This window comes from Pseudomonas sp. LB1P83 (genome assembly GCF_054897885.1).
In genome coordinates, this window is sequence record NZ_CM142709.1 from 1617999 (window position 1) to 1639716 (window position 21718).

At 56.8% G+C, this 21718-nt stretch carries 21 protein-coding genes; 7 read left to right on the top strand and 14 right to left on the bottom strand.

The genetic code is table 11. The annotated features are described in order from the left end of the window. Positions 1–56: 56 nt before the first annotated feature. Positions 57–572 (bottom strand): 2-oxo-4-hydroxy-4-carboxy-5-ureidoimidazoline decarboxylase, encoded by a 516-nt coding sequence (gene uraD / locus ACYZTY_RS07425; protein ID WP_461957915.1) that lies wholly within the window; start codon positions 570–572, stop codon positions 57–59. Further along, positions 569–1495, bottom strand: a complete 927-nt coding sequence (gene puuE / locus ACYZTY_RS07430; protein WP_008031461.1) for an allantoinase PuuE — start codon at positions 1493–1495, stop codon at positions 569–571. The genes uraD and puuE overlap by 4 nt, the downstream gene beginning before the upstream one ends. A 420-nt stretch (positions 1496–1915) precedes the next feature. Here puuE and uraH point away from each other — a divergent pair, with 420 nt between their 5' ends. Continuing rightward, complete coding sequence (gene uraH, locus ACYZTY_RS07435) at positions 1916–2269, top strand: hydroxyisourate hydrolase (protein ID WP_010456673.1); 354 nt, start codon at positions 1916–1918, stop codon at positions 2267–2269. A gap of 155 nt (positions 2270–2424) precedes the next feature. Here uraH and ACYZTY_RS07440 read toward each other — a convergent pair whose 3' ends face one another. The 9 genes from ACYZTY_RS07440 to ACYZTY_RS07480 form a co-directional block, all read right to left on the bottom strand. Beyond that, positions 2425–4101, bottom strand: a complete 1677-nt coding sequence (locus ACYZTY_RS07440; protein ID WP_461957916.1) for a hypothetical protein — start codon at positions 4099–4101, stop codon at positions 2425–2427. A 452-nt stretch (positions 4102–4553) separates the two neighbouring features. Continuing rightward, positions 4554–8153, bottom strand: coding sequence for a calcium-binding protein (locus tag ACYZTY_RS07445; protein WP_461957917.1), 3600 nt, complete (start codon positions 8151–8153; stop codon positions 4554–4556). A gap of 173 nt (positions 8154–8326) precedes the next feature. Continuing rightward, positions 8327–8956, bottom strand: coding sequence for a LysE family translocator (locus ACYZTY_RS07450; protein WP_461957918.1), 630 nt, complete (start codon positions 8954–8956; stop codon positions 8327–8329). A gap of 80 nt (positions 8957–9036) precedes the next feature. Beyond that, positions 9037–10386 (bottom strand): NCS2 family permease, encoded by a 1350-nt coding sequence (locus ACYZTY_RS07455; protein WP_461957919.1) that lies wholly within the window; start codon positions 10384–10386, stop codon positions 9037–9039. 422 nt (positions 10387–10808) lie between these two features. Further along, complete coding sequence (locus ACYZTY_RS07460; RefSeq protein WP_461957920.1) at positions 10809–11180, bottom strand: glutathione S-transferase N-terminal domain-containing protein; 372 nt, start codon at positions 11178–11180, stop codon at positions 10809–10811. Positions 11181–11281: 101 nt separating this feature from the next. Then, positions 11282–11827, bottom strand: coding sequence for a GTP cyclohydrolase I FolE (gene folE / locus ACYZTY_RS07465; protein WP_003204506.1), 546 nt, complete (start codon positions 11825–11827; stop codon positions 11282–11284). A gap of 77 nt (positions 11828–11904) precedes the next feature. Then, positions 11905–12462, bottom strand: coding sequence for a Smr/MutS family protein (locus ACYZTY_RS07470; RefSeq protein ID WP_131062440.1), 558 nt, complete (start codon positions 12460–12462; stop codon positions 11905–11907). Positions 12463–12549: 87 nt separating this feature from the next. Continuing rightward, positions 12550–12870 (bottom strand): hypothetical protein, encoded by a 321-nt coding sequence (locus ACYZTY_RS07475; protein WP_010456650.1) that lies wholly within the window; start codon positions 12868–12870, stop codon positions 12550–12552. Between the two features lie 129 nt (positions 12871–12999). Further along, positions 13000–13590 (bottom strand): cysteine hydrolase family protein, encoded by a 591-nt coding sequence (locus ACYZTY_RS07480; protein WP_461957921.1) that lies wholly within the window; start codon positions 13588–13590, stop codon positions 13000–13002. A 238-nt stretch (positions 13591–13828) separates the two neighbouring features. Between ACYZTY_RS07480 and prmB the strand changes: the two genes are divergently transcribed. Continuing rightward, positions 13829–14737: a 50S ribosomal protein L3 N(5)-glutamine methyltransferase gene (gene prmB, locus ACYZTY_RS07485; protein WP_461957922.1), complete on the top strand. Its 909-nt coding sequence runs from the start codon at positions 13829–13831 to the stop codon at positions 14735–14737. 142 nt (positions 14738–14879) lie between these two features. Here the strand turns inward: prmB and ACYZTY_RS07490 are convergent, their stop codons facing one another. Continuing rightward, positions 14880–15671, bottom strand: coding sequence for a hypothetical protein (locus ACYZTY_RS07490; RefSeq protein ID WP_461957923.1), 792 nt, complete (start codon positions 15669–15671; stop codon positions 14880–14882). Positions 15672–15771: 100 nt separating this feature from the next. After that, positions 15772–16725, bottom strand: coding sequence for an alpha/beta hydrolase (locus ACYZTY_RS07495; RefSeq protein WP_461959267.1), 954 nt, complete (start codon positions 16723–16725; stop codon positions 15772–15774). 129 nt (positions 16726–16854) lie between these two features. On the opposite strand from ACYZTY_RS07495, the gene aroC reads away from it, so the two are divergent. Genes aroC through mtnC form a run of 5 tightly spaced genes read left to right on the top strand, consistent with a single transcriptional unit; the run spans position 16855 to position 21003 of the window. Then, positions 16855–17946: a chorismate synthase gene (gene aroC, locus ACYZTY_RS07500; protein ID WP_461957924.1), complete on the top strand. Its 1092-nt coding sequence runs from the start codon at positions 16855–16857 to the stop codon at positions 17944–17946. Positions 17947–17980: 34 nt separating this feature from the next. Continuing rightward, on the top strand, positions 17981–19126 hold the full coding sequence (locus tag ACYZTY_RS07505; RefSeq protein ID WP_461957925.1) for an MFS transporter: 1146 nt from the start codon (positions 17981–17983) through the stop codon (positions 19124–19126). Further along, the gene (locus ACYZTY_RS07510; RefSeq protein ID WP_461957926.1) at positions 19123–19749 is read left to right on the top strand and encodes a methylthioribulose 1-phosphate dehydratase; all 627 of its coding nucleotides are present in this window, start codon (positions 19123–19125) and stop codon (positions 19747–19749) included. The genes ACYZTY_RS07505 and ACYZTY_RS07510 overlap by 4 nt, the downstream gene beginning before the upstream one ends. A gap of 20 nt (positions 19750–19769) precedes the next feature. Next, the gene (locus tag ACYZTY_RS07515) at positions 19770–20315 is read left to right on the top strand and encodes a 1,2-dihydroxy-3-keto-5-methylthiopentene dioxygenase (protein ID WP_461957927.1); all 546 of its coding nucleotides are present in this window, start codon (positions 19770–19772) and stop codon (positions 20313–20315) included. 4 nt (positions 20316–20319) lie between these two features. Further along, entirely contained in the window at positions 20320–21003 is a 684-nt protein-coding gene (gene mtnC / locus ACYZTY_RS07520) for an acireductone synthase (RefSeq protein ID WP_461957928.1), read from the top strand. A 221-nt stretch (positions 21004–21224) separates the two neighbouring features. On the opposite strand, the gene ACYZTY_RS07525 is transcribed toward mtnC, so the two are convergent. Then, entirely contained in the window at positions 21225–21503 is a 279-nt protein-coding gene (locus tag ACYZTY_RS07525) for a DUF3509 domain-containing protein (protein WP_090181818.1), read from the bottom strand. Positions 21504–21718: the final 215 nt, after the last annotated feature.

Genomic DNA, 21718 nt, shown 5'->3' on the forward strand with positions numbered 1-21718 from the left:
GATGCTTGCAGTGCCCTGGGTGCTTTTCGCGTTTAAGAACACTCGGGCAAGGCTCGCTATAGGGTCAGTAATCGGAACAGGGCGATCTTGTTGATCTCTGCCAGCGCGCATTTGAATTCGGTATCCGCCGAATTGTGAATACGCGTTTCGAACGCCGCGAGGATCTGATGCCGGTTGCTGCCTTTTACCGCCATGATGAAGGGAAACTTGAACTTGGCTTTATAGGCGTCGTTCAGCTCGGTGAAGCGAGAAAACTCTTCGGCCGTGCATTGGTGAATCCCCGCGCCAGACTGTTCTTCAGTACTGGCCGCGGTAAGCTGGCCCTGGACGGCGGCTTTGCCGGCCAGGTCCGGGTGAGCGTTGACCAGTGCCAGTTGACTGGCGTGATCGGCGCTCAACAGGATGTCGCTCATGCGCTGGTGCAGGGTTTCGATCTCGTCGATCGACGCGTCCTGGCCCAGGTCGAAGGCCTTCTCGGCCATCCATGGCGAATGTTCGTAGATGTCGGCGAAGGCCTGGACGAAGGCGTCGCGGCTCAGGGTCGATGGTTTGATGGTTTGAAAGGTGCTCATTGGGCAGCCCCTTGGTACGGGTGGGTTTCATGCCAGTGCCGAGCGATGTCGACGCGACGGCTGAACCACACCTGTTCATGACTTTTAGCGTATTCGATAAAGCGTTTGAGCGAAGCCAGTCGCGCCGGACGGCCGATCAGGCGGCAGTGCAGGCCGATCGACAGCATTTTCGGCGCTTCGGCACCTTCGGCATACAGCACGTCGAACGCGTCTTTCAGGTATTCAAAGAAATCGTCGCCCTTGTTGAAACCCTGGACCTGGGTGAAGCGCATGTCATTGGTGTCCAGGGTGTACGGGATCACCAGGTGCGGCTTGCCGGTCGGGTTGTTCGGTTCCCAGTAGGGCAGGTCGTCGTCGTAGGTGTCGCAGTCGTAGAGGAAACCGCCTTCCTCCATCACCAGGCGGCGGGTGTTCGGGCCGGTGCGGCCGGTGTACCAGCCCAGCGGGCGTTCACCGGTGATTTCGGTCAGCACGCGGATCGCTTCGAGCATGTGCTCGCGTTCCTGTGCTTCATCCATGTACTGGTAGTCGATCCAGCGGTAGCCGTGGCTGCAGATTTCGTGGCCGGCATCGACCATCGCGCGGATCACATCCGGGTGGCGCTGGGCGGCCATGGCCACGGCGAAGATGGTCAGCGGGATGTCGAATTCCTTGAACAGTTTCAGAATCCGCCAGACGCCGGCACGGCTGCCATACTCGTAAAGGGATTCCATGCTCATGTTGCGCGCGCCCTGCAGCGGCTGCGCCGAGACCATTTCCGAGAGAAAGGCTTCGGATTCTTTATCGCCGTGCAGGATATTGCGCTCGCCGCCTTCTTCGTAATTGAGCACGAAGGACAGGGCGATGCGGGCATTGCCCGGCCAGTGTGGGTGAGGAGGGTTACTGCCGTAACCGATCAGGTCGCGTGGGTAGTCAGCGCTCACTGCAGTCTTCCTTCTTATTCGTTGACAGATTGTGTGGCGTGCCTGGAGGTGGGAAGACAGGCTGGCGTCACAGCGATGGGCTGATTGTATACAACTTTATATCCACTTTGTAAGCCTGAATTTTTGCATTTTTGATGAACTGTCATCTTCACATGTTATTGCAAGAAACCTGCCCGATTGGTCAGCTAATGGATAGAAGGTCCGCTGATAGTATGGTTTGACGTCAGATTCGCCGGGAATCCTAGAGTGGCAGTGCTTGTTGGAAAAATGTCGTTTTTATTGTGTACAATTTTTTTGAAAAGTGTCTTAATCAGTCGCTCGCCGCAACGTTTCGTGCTCCGAATCGGTGCGGTCTCCTTTTCAACTGACTTCGGGGGGCGCGAGGCCTGACTGCTCAACGCAGGCAGGCGCGCAGAATCAATGGGACGTTTGACTACACACGTTTTGGACGCTGCACACGGTTGCCCGGGCAGCTCGATCAAAGTCGAGTTGTACCGCGTTGAAGGCTCGCAGCTGGAATTGGTCGCCAGCGCGATCACCAACAGCGACGGCCGTGTCGATGCACCGCTGCTGCAAGGCGATGACTACCGTTCCGGGGTCTATCAGGTTCAGTTTCATGCGGGCGATTACTATCGCGCCCGTGGCGTTCAGCTGCCGGAGCCGGCGTTCCTGGATGTGGTGGTGCTGCGATTCGGCATCTCTGCGGAACAGGATCACTATCACGTGCCGTTGCTGATTTCGCCGTATAGCTATTCCACGTACCGCGGCAGTTGATCCCCCAAGCAACTGCCTCAACCTGGAAGCGACTGCGCATATAGCTTCTTTGGTCTTTCGCCCGCTCACACTGCGGGCTTTTTTTTGCTTGTTGTTTGAGCAAGTACATTGGGTTGCACCTCGTGAGCCAACTGCGAGGTGCACGCGTTTCAATATCAGCGTTCCTTGATGATGAAAACAGCAGGACTTCCACCGGGCAGGTGCTGGACGCCGCCCATCAGCCATACCACATCGCCGCGCGCATCAGCGGCAAGCAGCAACTGGTGGGCTTCGGCGCCAATTCGCGCGCTCAGCATAGGGTCTGCGAGCTCTGGCGCGTGCGGTGGTGTGATGACAATCGCGTCAGTGTCCACACGTCCAAGTTTCAGAAAATAGACCTTGTTGTGGTTGGGTCTGTTGAAGACCAGCGTTGGCGGGGGGAGCTTGACGTTGTTTACGTTTGCCGGAAGGAAGACCTTGTAATTGCTGCGTTCCAGTATCGAGGCGAGCAATAACGGCAGTTGGCCCGGTTCGGTGGGCCGCTCAGTGTAATCTCGCCAGGCAGGGGCGCTTTCGGGTTTGAAGTTCAACTGCTGCAAGGGCACCACGGATTCCGGAGAGTGTAAAGGCACTATCCTTCGAGGTCCGTCACTGCCGGAAGCGACGGGCAATGTATCCAGCGGATCGCCGAGTCCTTTGACGCCGATGGTCGTTTGTCCCTTCCAGTAGCGAAATGTTTGCATCATGGAGGCCAACCCGCCGCCGTTGATTTCCTCTGACCCACTGGAAAGCTCAAATAATCGCTTTGCAACGGCGCGCGATGTGGGCTCGGTGAAACCATTGAATGCATCCGCGACATGGCGTGTGAGTGTTTTCTCGAAGAGACGAACAGCGCCGTCAACTTTTCGAGTATTTGTGCCGGCGTGGTGGCTAGTGGCTACAGGCTGCAATGAAGGTGCTTCGTGCAACATGCGTTCGAATACCTCGAATCGGGATGGCGCAAATTCCGGGTGTTGAAGGAAAACGATGGGTAGCCGATTGGCCAGCGGCCCCTTTGGCACGATGTGGTAATGGAGCTGACCAATCTGTACGGATTCCACCGAGTCAGGTTTGGTTATTTTTCCCCAGGATGCCCACAAATAGGGGTTTCTATTCAAGTTGGCAGCATTGGGGGGAGTAACTGCGTCGGACGCATCGACATTCTCATCCCGGCGAGGGCGCTTGCTCGGGCCGGGACCGGCATCTTCAGCGTCTGGTAACGGCTGATGGCCCGCCATTTGGGGGCTTTCGCCTGCTGCTGTATTGATGAGGGCCTTCCGTTGCCAAAGCGTCATCCCTTCAAAGCTTTCAAGTACCGGGCCCGAAGGGATCAATTCGATCGCTGAGGTCGCCTGATAATCCCTGTCTGCATTTTTGCGGACCATGACGGTGCCTCCGTCCGCAAGATCGACATAAGTTCTCTTCAGCTTGTCGTAACGGATCCCGTCTGCGTCCGGGGTTGACAGCTTGTCGGCTAAATGTCGGGGAATGATCTCCAGCGTTTCCGCCCGCGTCGGTGCAATTGCCGTCGCAACCCGGCCCTCCCTGACTATTCTCCACTGTGGCTGGCCAGGAATTTTCCTGAGGATCGGCCCTGCCTGGCCAGGCGCAAAAGGGAAGGGGACTTGGTAATCACCTTTCGCGTTTGCTCTGATCAGAAAAATGCCTTCCACTCCAAGATCAGCGTAAAGCTGTTGCCGGCTACTCATGAAAAGCCCGGTTTCGTCGATCCTGAATAGTTGATCCACCTCGCTTCGAGGCCAGGAAATCATATTGGTAGCGGTCTCGGCGGCGCTTGTAGCGTTAATTGGCATGTCGGTGATGACGATTGGCTGACGAGGGACGATATCCGGAGACGTACTTGACACATTCGTGTCGGAAACAGCCGTTCCGTCTCCCAGAGGTCTGCCGACTGTTCCAGCGTGATCACCCCGTACCCGACTATCTCCTGACGAAGATCTTGGAGGTGTCGCTGAAGTGTCAGGTGTATTGGAGGTTGAGGTTCTTTTTGGCGGTCTGGCCATGATAATGGTTCCGATAAATAATCTGGTGAATGTCCTAATCAGGAAGTGCACCTGAAAATGACGAGGCAGTGGCTGGCTGTAATTAGGGCGCGTGAACGTGCACGGCCCCAGACATCACAGTCTCAAGTTTTATTTAATTTTGATTTTGAAGTGCAATAAATATGTATAGGTTGAAACGGTATTTGCAACAAAAGACTTCTGGTCGAAAGTTAGACTAATGGTGATGATTTTTTGAGTATGTTCTACAAGGTTTTGCAGGCGTCTAAAAGAATTCGCAGGTTGGCGGCGCTTACAGGAGGGGAGGAAGTGACGCCAGACTCCATCAGCGCATAGCAATGTTCCAGTTGGTGTGCGCAACGGTTTAAAGGCATCAAGTCGGTGTAATGGACGGCGCGGGATGTGTCTGTATCCAATACCCAGCGACGTCCCGACAGTTTGTAAGACAAAGTGCCGGCCGTGCTGTCTTTCATTACAATATGTCGAACAGCAATGTCTTCCATTTCTAATGATGTCATTTCTGCGGCTATTGCTGCTTCGTTTGGAAGGTGGTTTTTAAAGTATCTGCCGTCCAGTGAATCAATGTACACCTCGTCAAAATCAAGATCGATTTTGTAAACAACGCCGTTGGGAGTGATAACACGTATTTGATCAGTCAGATCTTGCGGGTCGTTGTAAATTGGAAGATGAATAACGTTGTGTCCAATCAGCAGGTAATTGTCCTCCAGCTTGATCCTGGTGTAGTCGAGTCCCGTTGCGTCGAATTCCCAGGTCGACGCTTGCTGCGACTTGATAGAGGCGTTCGCACGTGCGCCTGGCGTTGAAATGCTTAATGTCATTTCGGAACTGAGGTGAACAAGGTACGTCGAGCCGGCGCCGACCAGGTTTTCGATGGCTGTTTGTTCAGGGTAAGAGATAAGTTTGACGCATTTCTCTTGGTTGCCTAGCTTATGAGCGTCATTATCGAGCGGTTGACGGTAGAAATGCTTTCCATCTCTGGCCTCGAGTGGCAATGGCACCTCGCAGGTCCGCTCCATCGGGCCGTTTATCTCGAACTGATCGTTTGAAAATACTGTATCGGGTAAGGAGGGTTGGTTGACCCGATAAGAAACACCATCATTCATGATCAGAATGAAATGTTGGTTCAACGTCTTGTCGGGGCGCGTTAGTCGGCTTGTGATTCTTTGTTCTCCGCTCCAGATAGAGCTGGCCAAGTTCTTGATAGTTAACCGCTTACTGTCAAAGTGAAAGGTCAGGCCGCATTCCTTATACATGATGCGGTCGAAATCACGTTGGCGCATCAAGTCTACGTTGTAGTAAGCCTCGACGCGTGTCAACTCATGACTGGTGTAATCAATATAAAGGGTAGTCAAAGTTCCTGGGCTGCGTTGTTTCACTCCAAGCGTTGTATGCTCATTGATTCGCGAAATACAGTAGCTCGTGTCTTTACCGTGCGGGATTGCGGATTCCCCGTTGTAGAGAATGATCGGGTTTTTGATTGTGCCTTGTTGAGTGATCACGGTTTCAATGTCAAGCGGGTCATCGGTATTAATAGTTTCAGGGAGTTCAGGCATTAAATGAAATCCATCCTTTGTAACGAAGGTCAGTTTCCTATTTTGTAGTTGTCGTTGGTTGTTGATTGTTTTGTAGACCCCCTTGATGTAAACATCCCTTTCGCTGAGGTCGTTGAGATCAAATCCTGAGGTGATGACCAGCGTCTGTTCTTCAACCTTCCAGCTTTTAATCAGATCCATTCTCCATTCAAGCGCGATGACGCTCTCGTCTGCACCATCTTCGGTGATAAATATGTTGCCGGACTTATGGGCAACAGCATAATGGTCCTTTCCCGGGCCACCGGAGGCCGAACCTTCATTGTTCAAGAGATAGATTTTGTCATCTCCGGCACCGGCTTCTATGGAGTCGCGCCCGCGAGACTTGATAATGTTCGGGCCGTCTGTACCGACGACCTTGTTTTCAGCGCCAGCCAGAGTTTCTACGTTCTCAATGCTCTCTAAAAGCGTGTGTCGATAGTTAAAACGGCTGTCGTTGGTCTGGTCGCGGGTGATGATAGAAAGGCGCCCATCGTTTAAATCAATGGAATATCCAAATCGTTGCCGGTTGTGCTCGGGGTAACTACCGGTGACTACTAATGTGTCGTTGCCAAAACCACCTTTCAATGTAGTGGGTAGAAGGTCTTTTGGGCCGTTTTTCAGGAGGTCTGCGGCGCCCTCAAAGACGAATTCATCATTTTCTTCGCCCCCGGTCAGATGCTTGATACCCGCGCCGTAATAGAATCTGTTTGGCTTTTTTTCAATGCCAATTATGGTGTCGTTTCCCCCGCCAATAAACCACACTGCTCCTTTGCTCTCTCCGGGTGTTCCAAATTCCGCACCGGGCATATCCGCGGTCACTCCGTCCCGGGCATCCAGGGTGTCGTTACTGTCAATAACATATGGTTTAGGGACGGTTTTATAAGTGTATTGTTGCGCATCCCAATCGAAGCTAGGCACGCCGGTCGGCTTTAACTCTACCTCAAACTTACCGTTGACAATGACCTCTGTGCTGTCCTTTAACTTACCTTCCAGTAATTTTTTGGCGGTCGTTTGTAACATCCTCGAATGCTCAACGGTTGATTTGGCAATCGCGTGTCGAGTTTGTATATTGTCGTCGGGACTTATTCCCCAGAAGGCGAACCAGCCTGTACGCAGGCGTTCATGGGTAGTGAGTTCGATGTAATCATCGATATCGTCGACAACGCGTACCGCCGCATAGACCTGGGAACCTGCGACCAGAAGAAGTCCTGCTGCCAACCCGACCGGCCCGATAAAGGAGAAGCCAGCCAACGCAGCGGCCCCCAAAATTAATGTCATTGCCGCGCTGGTCACGCTCAAGCCTGCGCTGACGTAGTGATCCATGACTTCTTTGCCTGTTGCTGCCGCTGCGTTATTAAAGGATTTAACGGCGGAGATAACATCGAAGGGTAATGTCAGTGCGCTGGCGATCAGACCCGCACCACGGCCTAACCGAACGCCGAAGCTGGTTTTGGCGAAATCCTTGTAGGCGTTCTGCCCTGCCACGATCATGTATTTTGCTTGTTTCGTAACCGCAACTTCGACGGCCAACGATGTGATTTCCGCTGAAATACTGAGGCTATTGAATACAACTTCACCTTGATCTTTTCGTGCAATGGCGTCTTGAAGTCCACGCAGGCCGCTATAGATCCCAAAGGCCTGAAGCCCGGCTCCCATGCTGACCATGCTGCTACTCTTGATCCGGTTCACCCAGTGGGGTGTACTTTTAGACAAGTGTGCGTGGCGTATATCAAGCTTCTGTGCCGATTTCAGAAGTTTGTCCAGTTTATGTCGGTGCTGTTCCGGATCGACAAGCGTGTCGGCAATGTCGCTTAGCAGGGGTGGAGCCGTTAGCGGACGCTGGGTCGCCATCTCAAAAAGTAGTGAAGGCAGTGTGTAATCGTCTTTTGTGCCGGTAGAGCGCATACAGGCTTCAATATACGAAGGATCAAACTGCAAGGAATTGACAAAAGACCGCCTGGGATGTCGGAAGAACGTATTTTTACCATTCAGTCGTTGACCGTTTGATGTTGCACCCAGTGCATCCAGTGCACATCGGGTAATTGAATGGTAGCCAATCTTGATCGGGCCGAAGAGCTCATCTACAACATTGAGCTGACTTTTATTGGCGTTTGTATCTTGAGGGGGTGAGGTGACGCTTTCCTTTTCGAAATCGATGGTGGACGGTGAATATTCATTGGCGTGCAGGTCGATGTCTGTAACTTCGACGGCATTATATTGATCGGTGTTGGGCGGTTGGAAAACGATTGCCATAAGAGCTTCCTTGTCCAGGCGTTGTGTGCGAAGTCGCAGCGCCATGTTAGGGGGAGTTCTGAGGCGATAAATATATATATTTATATCGCGTGTTGCGGGTTGTTACGAGGCAGGGTTGAATTGTTGCCGTCCTTGGCAAACAATCCTTAGTGTGGTGGTTAGATATTATCCGACTAGTGATTGCTTAATAGAGAGGCAGCACCTGCTCCACTGAAGAGCCCTGCGCTCACCCGGTTAAACCAACTTTGTCCCTTGCCACTGCGCAAATACTTGGCCGCACCATGAGCGCCCAGCCCATAAGCCAACTTGCACAGTAGATCCAGCACGGTCCAGGTCGCAATCATTACCAGCAACTGCGGCAGGAACGGGTGCTCGGCACTCAAAAACTGCGGCAGGAAAGCAGCAAAAAACAAAATGTCCTTCGGATTGCTCGCGCCCAGCACGAATGCGCGCCCGAACAGGGCGCGAAAGCGCGGTACCGGTGCCGCCTGGGGCACTTCAGCACCTACCGATGGCAGTCGCGATTGCTGCCAGCTCTGCCAGGCGAGGTAGAACAGGTACAGCGCGCCGACGATTTTCAGCGCGCTGAACAACTGTTCCGATGCCAGCAGCAGGGCGCCGAGGCCCAGCGCCGAGGCACTGAGCAAACAGATCGAGGCAATCACGCCACCCAGGAACGCCGGGTAAGAACGGCGCAAACCGTAATTCAGACTGTTGCTGATCATCAGCAAAGACAGGGGCCCCGGGATCAAAATCACCACCAGCGCAGCGCCGCTGAACAGCAGCCAGGTTTCCAGACTCATCACTTTCCTCCCTTTGTGCAAAAGCCCCACCCGACGGGGTGAGGCTGTTTTTGAAACACTGTTTTTGAAACGTAGACGGCTTACAAGAAAATGAACTTGGCGATGAAGATCGCGCACAGCACCCACAGGCTGACGGAAATTTCCTTGTGCTTACCGGTGAAGGCCTTCAGCACCACGTAAGTGATAAAGCCCAGCGCGATGCCATCAGCGACCGAGAAGGTCAGCGGCATCATGATCGCGGTGACGATCGCCGGAATGCTGTCGGTGGCTTCGTCCCACTCGATGTGCGCCATGCCGCCCATCATCAACATTGCCACATATATCAGTGCACCGGCGGTGGCATAAGCCGGAATCATGCCCGCCAGCGGTGCGAAAAACATTGCGGCAATAAATAGCACACCTACGGTCACAGCGGTAAGACCAGTCCGACCACCCGCTGCTACGCCAGCGGCACTTTCCACGTAGCTGGTGACTGGCGGAACACCGACCACCGCACCAAACACGCTGGAAGCACTGTCGGCTTTCATGGCGCGGGAGAGGTTTTCGATCCGGCCATCAGCGCCCACCAGATTGGCTCGCTGGGCCACCCCCATCAAGGTGCCGGCGGTGTCGAACATGTGCACAAAGAGGAAGGCCAGCACCACGCTGATCATACTGACGTTGAACACGCCGGCGACGTTCATGGCCATCCAGGTCGGCGCCAGGCTTGGCGGGGCGGACATGATGCCTTCGTAGTGGACAAGGCCCAGGCCCCAGCCCGCGAGGGTCACGGTGATGATGCTGATGAGAATCGCACCGAACACTTTGTGGTAGCTGAGTACGGCGATCATCAAAAAGCAGATGGCCGCCAGCAGCGGGCCGGGCTCGCGCAGGGAGCCGAGCTTGATCAGGGTGGCCGGGCTATCGACGACGATGCCTGCGGTTTTGAGGCCGATCAACCCTAGAAACAGACCCACACCGGCGCCCATGGCATAACGCAAACTGACAGGAATGCTGTTGAGCAACCATTCGCGAATCCGCGAAAAGGTCAGGAACATGAACAACACACCGGACACAAACACCGCGCCAAGGGCGGTTTCCCAGTTGTAGCCCATGGTGCCGACCACGGTGTAGGTGAAGAATGCGTTCAATCCCATGCCCGGCGCCAGGCCGACCGGCCAGTTCGCGTAAAGGCCCATCAACAGACAGCCCAGGGCGGCAGCGATGCAGGTCGCGACGAACGCGGCACCGTGATCGATCCCGGCGTCGGCCATGATGTTGGGGTTGACGAAGATGATGTAGGCCATGGTGATGAAGGTTGTCAGACCGGCAATCAGCTCGGTCTTCACCGTGGTGCCGTGCAAGCTGAGTTTGAAGATGCGCTCAAGCAAGCCATTGCGTAACGGCGGCGAGAGTTCCAGCGTCGGGGCTTCGGATTTGCGGCTTTCCACAGCGAATACTCCTCAAGAGTTTTATTGTTATTTCCAGGGCCGGACCCATGAGGGTGGCAGCGGCCCTTTGAGGCACTTGCGAATTTGTTGACCGAGTGGTCAGAAACTCGCACGAAGTGGATTATGCTTTTGTATACAAATAATGCAAATAATGTTTTTGTTTTTGTAGACGAAAAGTTTGGCAATAGGGATATATCGCCGGGAGGGATGCTTTTGCGAGGGCGTTATCGCCGGTGTGCGGGCGAAAAAAAACCGGCGATCGGCCGGTTGGTTTTCTGTTCGGGATTTGCAGTGTTGGCGCTGGCCTCATCGCGAGAAAGTCGGATCGCCGCACCGTCGCTCCCACAGGTTTTGTGAGCACCACAAATCACTGTGGGAGTGAGCCTGCTCGCGATGACGGCTTCAGCTACACCACAAAAACATCAGGCAGTAGCAAACCGCTTATCCAGATAATCAATAATCACCTTGGACTCATACATCCAGGTGGTCTGCCCATTCTCTTCAATGCGCAGGCACGGAACCTTGATCTTGCCGCCTTGCTCCAGAAGGGTCTGGCGATCCTGTTCGTTGTTCTTCGCATCGCGCAACGCCACCGGCACATTCAGGCGACGCAGGGTACGGCGGGTTTTCACGCAGAACGGGCAGGCGTGGAACTGATACAGCGTCAGGTCCCTGGCGGCCGTTTCAACCTGAGCCTGGGCGGCGGCGGGGCGCTGCTTCTTGCCAGGGCGGGTGATGAAGTCGATGAAGATGATCAGTTGGCCAAGGCCGACACGAAGCGCTTTTACGAACACGGAATAAGCCTCACAGGGCGAACGGAAGGCGCGCAGCTTACCTGATTTTTCACAGGCGAAAAAAAACCGGCGATGAATGCCGGTTTTCTTCGTGTAACGAATTACTTGATCAGGCTGAGAAACTCGCTGCGGGTCGCCGCGTTTTCGCGGAACTCACCCAGCATCACCGATGTGATCATCGACGAATTCTGTTTCTCCACACCGCGCATCATCATGCACATGTGCTTGGCCTCGATCACCACCGCAACGCCCAGGGCGCCAGTGACTTGCTGGACCGCATCGGCGATCTGGCGGCTGAGATTTTCCTGGATCTGCAGGCGGCGAGCGTACATATCGACGATCCGCGCGACTTTCGACAGGCCCAGCACTTTGCCGCTCGGGATGTAGGCGACGTGCGCCTTGCCGATGAACGGCAGCAGGTGGTGTTCGCACAACGAGTAGAGCTCGATGTCCTTGACCAGCACCATTTCGCTGTTGTCGGAGCTGAACAAGGCACCGTTGGTGACTTCTTCCAGTGTCTGTTCATAGCCGCGGCAAAGGTACTGCATGGCTTTGGCGGCACGCTTTGGCGTGTCGAGCAGGCCCTCGCGGGAGACGTCCTCGCCAAGTTGACCAAGGATGGCCGTGTAATTCTGTTCCAGGGACATGAAACTACCTGTGGGGATTTTCGCAAAGGGCAAGGGTACGGTGGCAAACACGGCGCTGCAAGCGTGAAGCGACAGCTTTACTCGTCGCGACCTTCCATCATGGTGCGTTTGAGCATCACATAAACCGCGCCGGCACCGCCATGTTTCGGTTGGCATGACGTGAAACCGAGCACCTGTGAATGCTGACGCAACCACGTGTTGACGTGGCTTTTGATCATCGGCCGCTTGCCGTCCAGACGCACGGCTTTACCGTGGGTGACGCGCACGCAGCGGATTTCGAATTTGGTCGCTTCGGCCAGAAACGCCCAGAGGGTTTCCCGGGCTTTTTCCACGGTCATGCCATGCAGGTCGAGGCTGCCTTCGAACGGAATCTGTCCGATCTTGAGCTTGCGCATCTGGCTTTCCTGAACCCCGTCACGTGCCCACATCAACTCGTCTTCCGGGCCGACGTCGATGACGAACTGATCGGACAGACCATCAACGGTGGTGGCATCGGTGCGAACGGTCGCGGCCTGGCGCAGCTTGGCGATTTGCGCGCGGTCGGCCTTGGGTTTGCCGGTTTCGGCGCGATCGTGCTTGATCGGCTTGACGCCTTGGATCGCACTTTTGAACAGGGAAAAATCGTCGTCTTGCATGTCAGCCTCCGCGAAGGGCGGCCAGTTTACCCAAGTCGAGGCGCTATCCATAACAATTGAGGCCCGCCAAAATGCCGGGCCTTCGATTCAATCGTGTTTTTTCATCAGGTGCGGGGACATGTTCAGCTCTCGCGACTGGCGCGAGCGGCGACGGCAGCGACGCCACAACCACACACCGATATAGAGCACGAACAGGCCAACCGCCAGAATGATCGCCGAGCCCAGCGGGCTGGCATTCAACTCGCCCAGGGCCGGGGGACGGCCCAGCAGGCTGGCGGCACCGGCCATTGCCAGCAACACACCGCACGTCGCCAGCAAGGCAGCAAAGGCTGCGCCGAATCGAAAACGCCAATTGCGTTGGCCCTTGGGCCGCAAGCGGCGAGCGTCAAAACCATCGGATAACTTCATTCCGACCTTCCTCAATGGGTATCGGCCCTTCGACCGGGACTTGTCCGGGATGTTCCTGAGGCTAAGTCAATTGCAGCAAATGAGAGGCTTTTGCGGATGAGCGGCGGTTTTGACCGCTCTTCGAGCCTGTTAGATCAGTTCATGAGTGAGCGCGAGGGTGGCGAAGTTGTCCGCCATGATCGCCATTTCGGTCTGTTGAACGTGCTCGGCAGTGAGTACGCCACCTTTGTAGGGCAAATCGCGAGTCGCGCAGGCGTCTTCGACCAGGGTGCAGCGAAAGCCCAGGTTCTTCGCCGCACGCACGGTGGTGCTGACGCTGGAGTGACTCATGAAACCGCACACGATCAGGTCCAGGGAACCGAGTTCTTGCAGCCGGTCGTACAATTGGGTGCCGTGAAACGCACTCGGCAGCAGTTTGCCGATGATGGTTTCGTCCGTCTGTGGCTCCAGGCCCGTGATGAACTCACCGCGTTCGCCCTGTGGATCGAACAGCCCGCCGACGGTGCCGAGATGACGCACATGCACGATCGGACGGCCGGCTGCACGGGCAGCAGCGACCAGTTGCTTGATGTTCGCGACGGCAGCATCCATGCCGCTCAGGGCCAGCGGGCCGCTGAGGTATTCTTTCTGGGCATCGATGATGACAAGGGTCGCATGACCCAGATTGGCTGCTGCGTAACCGCGGCCGCTGAGTTGAAACATCGTTTTTGGAACGGACATTCTGGGGCTCCTTGGAGTGGGGCTTTTGCGACATTGTCCTCTGGCTGAGCGGTTCTGTGAATCGCTACTATCGTAGGCGCCGTCGTTGTTGGCGTGCAGCGTTGTCAAGATGCAGGTTTTGTTCAATAGCCAACGGTAAAAATGGATGTGTCCTACATCTGATACGGTGTTTTCCCGCGTCGTCGTGGCGCGTTTTGGCTGTTAGAATCGCCAGTCGTTTTTTCTGGAGTCTGCCCCCGTGATCACTTCCCGCCTTCGTACCCTGCGTGACCATATCCGTTGGGCCGTCAGCCGCTTCCATGGGGAGGATCTGTTTTTCGGCCATGGGACCGACAACGCCTGGGACGAAGCCCGTCAACTGGTGTTGGGTGCCTTGCACTTGCCGTGGGAAATCGCCGACAGCTACCTCGACTGTAATCTGGAAGAAGACGAGCTTGTGAATTTGCAACGCATGCTCAAGCGTCGCATCGAAGAACGCATTCCGACCGCTTACCTGCTGGGCGAAGCGTGGTTTTGCGGCATGTCGTTCATCGTCGACGAGCGCGTGCTGATCCCGCGTTCACCGATTGGCGAGTTGATCGAAAAACGTTTCGAGCCATGGTTGGGCGCCGAGCCTGCGCGGATTCTCGACCTGTGCACCGGTTCCGGTTGTATCGGTATCGCCTGTGCCTACGAGTTCCAGAACGCTGAAGTGGTGCTGGCGGATCTGTCGTTCGAAGCGCTGGAAGTGGCCAACCAGAACATCGAACGCCATGGCGTCGATGAGCGGGTCTACACCGTTCAGGGTGATGGGTTTGATGGTCTGCCGGGTCAGCGTTTCGACCTGATCGTGTCGAACCCGCCTTACGTCGACGCGGAAGATTTCGCCGACATGCCGGACGAGTATCAGCACGAACCTGAGCTGGGCCTGGCCTGCGGTGATGATGGTTTGAACCTGGTGCGCCGGATGCTCGCCGAAGCAGCGGATCATTTGACCGAGAAGGGCTTGCTGATTGTTGAGGTGGGCAACAGCCAGGTCCACGTCGAGGCGTTGTACCCGGAGGTCGACTTCGCCTGGCTCGATTTCGAGCGCGGCGGGCATGGTGTGTTCATGCTGACCGCGGAGCAGTGCCGCGATCATCAGGCGCTGTTCGCTTCCCGCGTCTGACTTCAGGACGCCTTCGCGGGCAAGTCGGGTCGCCGCACCGCTCGCTCCTACAGGTTCTATGTATGCCACATCATTTGGGCACGACACAAAACCCTGTAGGAGCGAGGCTTGCCCGCGAAGGCCGCGCCGCGGTCTCAAGCCATCAACGGTGCGTAGCAATCCAGATCAACAACCCCGCCTGAAACACCGCAAACGCCACCAGGCACGTAATGGTGAAACGCAGCCCGGCGTCTTCACGCTTGTACTTGCTGACCTTCTCTTCGTGCTTCTTCAGCTTCACTTCCTGCTCGGCCAGATTCTGCTCGGCCTGCTGAAGCATCTGCGCCGCTTCGAGGATTTCCACCAGTTGCAGCTTTTCGGTGTTCCAGTCACCCACCAGGTCTTCGACCTTTACTTCTTTGACGCTGCCTTTCAAATGCTGGGCGTCGGCGTAGACCACCTCAAAACCATGCGCCTTCAGAAAGTGATCGCGGCGAAGGCGCGTGTCTTCGTTCAACGCATCTTTATTATTCAGATCGGTGCCGTCGACGGTGTAGCCGGGCCAGCGTTTTTTCGCCCAAGTGATCCCTTGAGCGGCCATGAACCGGCCGATGCCACGGTTCATCGGCTCAATCTGCAAGCCGCTTTCGGGCTCGAAATGCACACGTTTGGTGGTGTGATTGACCCACACGTCCAGATGATTCTGCTCTTTGCGCACGCGCTGGCCGGGCAGCTTGATGCTCATGCGCATCAGGCTGTGTTCCTTGCTGTTGCGGTCGGCGTAACCGAATTCGACAAAGCGCAGTGGCCGCCCACCGGTGTTGCGGTCGGTTTGCAGCGGCGCCAGACGGAGCATCTTGTGGTGCTCGACGTGGACGTCCGCCCACGGCAGCTCGACCGCTGGCGGTGCGTCTTTTTCAGCGGTCGTGTCGGGTGAAGTCTGGGTATCAGTCATAACGGCGAGATCCTGTCCAAGCTCTGCTTGTCGCCAGTCTTAGCGCTGGCGACAAAGGCTTATCGGCCGTTTTTTTCAGGACTGGAGGGCAAACCCTCTCTTAACTGGTGCGAAGTCCGTCAATAAACCCGAGGATTCGCGCGCCGAGTTCGGCGGCCAGCGGCAATTGCGGATCTTTATAAGAGGCCATTTGCCGTTTTACGTCGTTGGGCACGATGCGCATGACGTGGTTCATGCCTTCGATCAGCGCCAGCTCGGCGTCCGGTTTGGCCGCCTTGAGCATCCTGGCGTCACCGACGCCGACCTGGATATCGTTGCTGCCCTGGATGATCAGCGCCGGCATCTTCAACTTGGCGAACGCCGCCGCCGGGTCCTGGCGGAACAGCGAGATCAGGTAAGGCTGCACGCTAGGGCGGAAAATCACCTGCAACTGCGGCGGCACGTTGTCGTCGGTGTGGCCGGCCTTGAGGCTGTCGAGCAGTTCATTGCTGCGCAGCATCAGCGGCGGCGGCAGGCGATTGCTCAATTGCTGGCGCAACACCTCATCGATTGGCCGTGCGCTGCCGGACATGGAGATGACCGCTGCGGCATCGACGCTGGGCGCCGCGAGGCTGGCGATCAAGGCGCCTTCGCTGTGTCCCAGCAAAATCAGCTGGCCAAAACGCGGATCGTTTTTGAGCTTGCGGCCCCAGGCTTCGGCGTCGGACACATAGGCTTCTACCGACAGATTGCGCTCGTCCGGCGTGGCCGCGAGGCTCGCCGCCACGCCGCGCTTGTCATAACGCACGCTGGCGATGTTGTGTTTGGCCAGCACCCACGCCAGTCGCTTGAGGCTGTCGTTGCGTCCGCCGTCGGGGTTATTTCCGTCGCGATCCGTAGGGCCGGAGCCGGAAATGATCAGGACAACTGGCACAGGGGTCTCGGATTTCGGCAGCAGCAGCGAGCCGAAAAGCTCCCCGGTGCCGGTATCCAACGTGATCGGGCGTTGCAGGACGGTGGCCTGTACAAAGCCGGTAAACAGGGTAAGGCTCAAGGCTATAACTCGCAGCATCATCACGCCATCATTCACAAAGGTGCCGGTTGGACTCGCGGGCACCCATAAGGTTCGAGGATGAACTACTTGGGTTGCCTGCGTATACTGGCGCGCATTACGTATTCAGGTTCATTTCACGGAGCGTCCTGCATGTCCGGCAATACCTATGGCAAGCTGTTCACTGTCACCACCGCGGGCGAAAGCCATGGTCCGGCGTTGGTCGCCATTGTCGACGGCTGCCCGCCGGGGCTGGAGATTTCCATCGACGATCTGCAGCGCGATCTGGACCGCCGCAAGCCCGGCACCAGCCGCCACACCACGCAACGTCAGGAAGCCGACGAAGTCGAAATCCTCTCCGGCGTGTTCGAAGGTCGCACCACCGGTTGCTCCATCGGCCTGTTGATCCGCAACACCGACCAGAAGTCCAAGGACTACTCGGCGATCAAGGACCTGTTCCGCCCGGCCCACGCCGACTACACCTATCACCACAAATACGGCGAACGCGATTACCGTGGCGGCGGACGCAGCTCCGCCCGTGAAACCGCCATGCGCGTGGCCGCCGGTGCGATTGCCAAGAAATACCTGGCCACCCAGGGCATCGTCATTCGCGGCTACATGAGCCAACTCGGCCCGATCGAAATCCCGTTCAAGACCTGGGATTCGGTGGAAGAGAATGCGTTCTTCAGCCCTGACCCGGAAAAGGTGCCGGAGCTGGAAGCCTATATGGACCAGTTGCGCCGTGATCAGGATTCGGTCGGCGCGAAGATCACCGTCGTCGCCGAAGGCGTGATGCCAGGCCTCGGCGAGCCGATCTTCGACCGCCTCGACGCCGAACTGGCCCATGCGCTGATGAGCATCAACGCGGTCAAAGGCGTGGAAATCGGCGCCGGTTTCGCCAGCGTCGCCCAGCGCGGCACCGAACACCGCGACGAAATGACCCCGGAAGGCTTCCTCAGTAACAACGCCGGTGGCATTTTGGGCGGCATCTCGTCTGGTCAGCCGATCGTTGCGCACCTGGCCCTCAAGCCAACGTCGAGCATCACCACGCCGGGCCGTTCCATCGACATTCATGGCAACCCGGCGGAAGTCATCACCAAGGGCCGTCACGACCCATGCGTCGGCATCCGTGCCACGCCGATCGCCGAAGCGATGATGGCCATTGTGCTGATGGATCACCTGTTGCGTCATCGCGGGCAGAATGCCGATGTGCGCGTGAGCACGCCGGTGCTGGGTCAGCTTTAATGGCTGATCTCACAGCCGCTAAGGTCTGACGACGTTGGCGGCGCTCCCGTACTGGCGGCTTTCCAGTTTCTATCTGTTCTATTTCGCCTTGCTCGGTTCGACAGCGCCGTTTCTGGCGCTGTACTTCGATCACCTGGGCTTTTCCAGCGCGCGCATCGGCGAATTGGTGGCGATCCCGATGTTGATGCGCTGCGTGGCGCCGAACATCTGGGGCTGGCTCGGTGACTACACCGGCCGACGCCTGGCCATCGTGCGCTTCGGCACCGTCTGCACGCTGCTGACGTTTTCGCTGATTTTCGTCAGCAAGACGTACGCCTGGCTGGCGATGGTCATGGCCTTGCATGCGTTTTTCTGGCACGCGGTGTTGCCGCAGTTCGAAGTCATCACCCTGGCGCACTTGAAAGGGCAGACGTCGCGCTACAGTCAGATCCGTCTCTGGGGCTCCATCGGTTTCATCATCACCGTGGTCGCGCTCGGGCGGGTGTTCGAATGGCTGAGCCTCGACATTTACCCGGTGGCGCTGGTGCTGATCATGGCCGGCATTGTCGTCAGCAGCCTGTGGGTGCCTAACGCGCAACCGGTTCAGGGCGAGCGAATTGCCGGATACGGATTTCTCAGGCAATTGCGCAATCCCGGTGTGTTGGCGTTTTACGGCTGCGTGGCGCTGATGCAAGTGAGCCACGGACCTTATTACACCTTTTTGACGTTGCACCTTGAACGGCTCGGTTACAGTCGGGGCGTGATCGGCCTGCTCTGGGCGGTCGGCGTGGTCGCCGAAGTCCTGATGTTCCTGGCCATGAGCAAAATCCTCGCGCGTTTTTCGGTGCGTCGGGTGCTGCTGGCGAGTTTCCTGCTGGCGGCCGTGCGCTGGTTGCTGCTGGGTTCGTTGGCCGAGTTCCTTTGGGTGCTGCTGTTTGCTCAGGTGCTGCACGCCGCAACATTCGGCAGCTTTCACGCCGCTGCCATCCAGTTCGTGCAACGTAGCTTCGGTGCGCGTCAGCAAGGTCAGGGGCAGGCGCTTTACGCCGCGCTGGCCGGTACTGGCGGCGCATTGGGCGCGTTGTATTCCGGCTATAGCTGGAACGCCCTCGGGGCCACGTTCACCTTTAGTATTGCAAGCCTCGCAGCCCTGGCGGCTGCCATTATCATTGCCACACGTATGCAAGAGGACAGGCCATGAGCCTCACCCGTGAACACCTCGCCCAGGAAATCATCGACGCCGGGCGTTTTTTGTATGGCCGTGGCTGGTCGCCGGCCACCAGCAGCAATTACTCGACCCGCCTGTCGCCGACTGAAGCGCTGCTGACCGTATCCGGCAAGCACAAAGGCCAGTTGGGTCTTGATGATGTTCTGGCCACCGACTTGTCGGGCAACAGCCTGGAACCGGGCAAAAAACCGTCCGCCGAAACCCTGCTGCACACCCAGCTCTACAGTTGGTGCCCGGAGATCGGCGCAGTGCTGCACACCCATTCGGTGAACGCCACGGTGCTGTCGCGTCTGACGCCCGAAGATTTCATCGAGTTCGAAGACTACGAACTGCAAAAAGCCTTCAGCGGCGTCTCGACCCACGAATCCCGGGTGCGCGTGCCGATTTTCGACAACGATCAGGACATTGCGCGTCTCGCCGCCAAGGTGCAGCCTTGGCTTGAAGCCCACCCCGATTGCGTCGGCTACCTGATTCGCGGCCACGGCCTGTACACCTGGGGCGCGCGGATGAGCGACGCACTGCGGCAGATCGAGGCGTTTGAATTTTTGTTCGAGTGCGAGTTGAAGATGCGCTCACTCTTGAACCATAAAGCATGAACCGTTAAGGAGTTGCCCTGATGAGCAGCCTGTCCGTTTACCACGTCTCAAGCCCTGAAATCCCGAACAAGGTGCTGACCCATTTCGAAGACATCGCCTCGACCTTGGCCGAGCAGGGTGTGCGTTTCGACCGCTGGCAAGCCACGGCGAAAATCCAGCCCGGCGCCAGCCAGGAAGAAGTGATCGCCGCGTACCAGGAGCAGATCGACAAGCTGATGACCGAACGCGGCTACATCACCGTCGACGTGATCAGCCTCAACAGCGATCACCCGCAAAAAACCGAACTGCGCGCCAAGTTTCTCGACGAACACCGTCATGGCGAAGACGAAGTACGATTTTTCGTCGCCGGCCGTGGCCTGTTTACCCTGCACATCGATGATTACGTCTACGCCGTGCTGTGCGAGAAGAACGACCTGATCTCGGTGCCGGCCGGCACGCCGCACTGGTTCGACATGGGCGAGCATCCGCATTTCGTCGCGATCCGTCTGTTCAACAACCCTGATGGCTGGGTGGCCAAGTTCACCGGCGAAGACATCGCCAACCGCTTCCCGCGTCTTGAGGACTGAGCCGATGCCGATCAAAGCGATTCTCACCGACATCGAAGGCACCACCAGCGCGGTGAGTTTTGTGTTCGACGTGCTGTTCCCCTACGCCGCCAAACACCTGCCGGACTTTGTTCGCCAACACGCCGAGCGCGCGGATGTAGCCGAGCAACTGGCCGCCGTGCGCCGCGACAGCGACGAGCCGGACGCTGACGTTGAGCGGGTGATCGAGATCCTGCTGGGCTGGATCGCCGAAGACCGCAAAGCCACGCCGTTGAAAGCGTTGCAAGGCATGGTCTGGGAGCAGGGCTATCAGGCCGGGCAGTTAAAAGGCCACGTTTACCCGGACGCCGTTGAAGCACTGAAGCGCTGGCATCAGGACGGGTTCAAACTGTTTGTTTATTCCTCGGGCTCGATCCAGGCGCAAAAGCTGATCTTCGGCTGCTCGGAGGCGGGGGATTTGTCGCCTCTGTTCAGCGGCTACTTCGACACCACGTCGGGGCCCAAGCGTGAAGCGCAGTCTTACGAGCGCATCACCCAGGCCATTGGGGTGGAAGCTGCGCAGATTCTGTTCCTGTCCGACATCGTCGAGGAACTGGACGCGGCGCGCGCGGCCGGCATGGAAACGTGCGGGCTGGCCCGAGAGGGCGGAGAGCTGGCGGGGCATGTGACCGTCGACAGCTTTGCGCGGATCGATCCTTCCACGTTCTAAGCCACAACGCACATAACCTGGAGCGAAGCTTGCTCCGGGCGTCGTTCCGACGAAGGCGGTGTGTCAGACGATATTAATGCTGATTGACACGCCGTCTTCGCGAGCAAGCTTCGCTCCTACAAGGGCGGGATCGGTGTACCGTCATAAACAAAACATGCCGTGAAGCGAAAGCTTTCACGGCCTGTTTGTTTGCAACGCGTTTATTTACACAACCGCAGGGTTTACGCCGAATGATAAGTCGGCAGAGCAAACCGTTGCTGACTTTGCAGCATGGAGATCTGCGGCAGTTCGCTGGCCTGTTCAGCCAGGTCACGGCGAATCGCACTGATCACCCACGACAGTTGATCGCCGGCATGCAATTGCTGGTAGGAAATCGAACGCTTGAACACTTTGCCTTCGGTGCTGCGCAGGGTCAGCAGAATGCCACCGTCTGGACGCGGCTGGGTGGTCACATCGAAGTTGGAGAACAGGGAGGTAAATTTTTCTTGGATCAGGCTCATGTCTATCAGCTCCGTTTGCACTTGATTGGCAAGCATGGAGAGGTAGTTGCAGTGATTGTGCCAGCACCTGATATTTTTAAAATTGTTATAAATCAATAAGTTATGTTTCTACTGATTTTTCGGTTTCGTGCAATCTGCATGAATGGCCATCGTGCATCCTGCATTTTGCGTGGTTGGCCACGATTCGATGGAACCAATCACACCCGCTGAGGATC

Excerpts from the sequence above, each read along its gene's own strand:
- uraD (WP_461957915.1), bottom strand. The coding sequence starts at position 572 with ATGAGCACCTTTCAAACCATCAAACCATCGACCCTGAGCCGCGACGCC.
- uraH (WP_010456673.1), top strand. The coding sequence starts at position 1,916 with ATGGGACGTTTGACTACACACGTTTTGGACGCTGCACACGGTTGCCCG.
- ACYZTY_RS07440 (WP_461957916.1), bottom strand. The coding sequence starts at position 4,101 with ATGCCAATTAACGCTACAAGCGCCGCCGAGACCGCTACCAATATGATT.
- ACYZTY_RS07445 (WP_461957917.1), bottom strand. The coding sequence starts at position 8,153 with ATGGCAATCGTTTTCCAACCGCCCAACACCGATCAATATAATGCCGTC.
- ACYZTY_RS07450 (WP_461957918.1), bottom strand. The coding sequence starts at position 8,956 with ATGAGTCTGGAAACCTGGCTGCTGTTCAGCGGCGCTGCGCTGGTGGTG.
- folE (WP_003204506.1), bottom strand. The coding sequence starts at position 11,827 with ATGTCCCTGGAACAGAATTACACGGCCATCCTTGGTCAACTTGGCGAG.
- ACYZTY_RS07470 (WP_131062440.1), bottom strand. The coding sequence starts at position 12,462 with ATGCAAGACGACGATTTTTCCCTGTTCAAAAGTGCGATCCAAGGCGTC.
- ACYZTY_RS07475 (WP_010456650.1), bottom strand. The coding sequence starts at position 12,870 with ATGAAGTTATCCGATGGTTTTGACGCTCGCCGCTTGCGGCCCAAGGGC.
- ACYZTY_RS07480 (WP_461957921.1), bottom strand. The coding sequence starts at position 13,590 with ATGTCCGTTCCAAAAACGATGTTTCAACTCAGCGGCCGCGGTTACGCA.
- ACYZTY_RS07490 (WP_461957923.1), bottom strand. The coding sequence starts at position 15,671 with ATGACTGATACCCAGACTTCACCCGACACGACCGCTGAAAAAGACGCA.
- ACYZTY_RS07495 (WP_461959267.1), bottom strand. The coding sequence starts at position 16,725 with ATGATGCTGCGAGTTATAGCCTTGAGCCTTACCCTGTTTACCGGCTTT.
- aroC (WP_461957924.1), top strand. The coding sequence starts at position 16,855 with ATGTCCGGCAATACCTATGGCAAGCTGTTCACTGTCACCACCGCGGGC.
- ACYZTY_RS07510 (WP_461957926.1), top strand. The coding sequence starts at position 19,123 with ATGAGCCTCACCCGTGAACACCTCGCCCAGGAAATCATCGACGCCGGG.
- ACYZTY_RS07515 (WP_461957927.1), top strand. The coding sequence starts at position 19,770 with ATGAGCAGCCTGTCCGTTTACCACGTCTCAAGCCCTGAAATCCCGAAC.
- mtnC (WP_461957928.1), top strand. The coding sequence starts at position 20,320 with ATGCCGATCAAAGCGATTCTCACCGACATCGAAGGCACCACCAGCGCG.
- ACYZTY_RS07525 (WP_090181818.1), bottom strand. The coding sequence starts at position 21,503 with ATGAGCCTGATCCAAGAAAAATTTACCTCCCTGTTCTCCAACTTCGAT.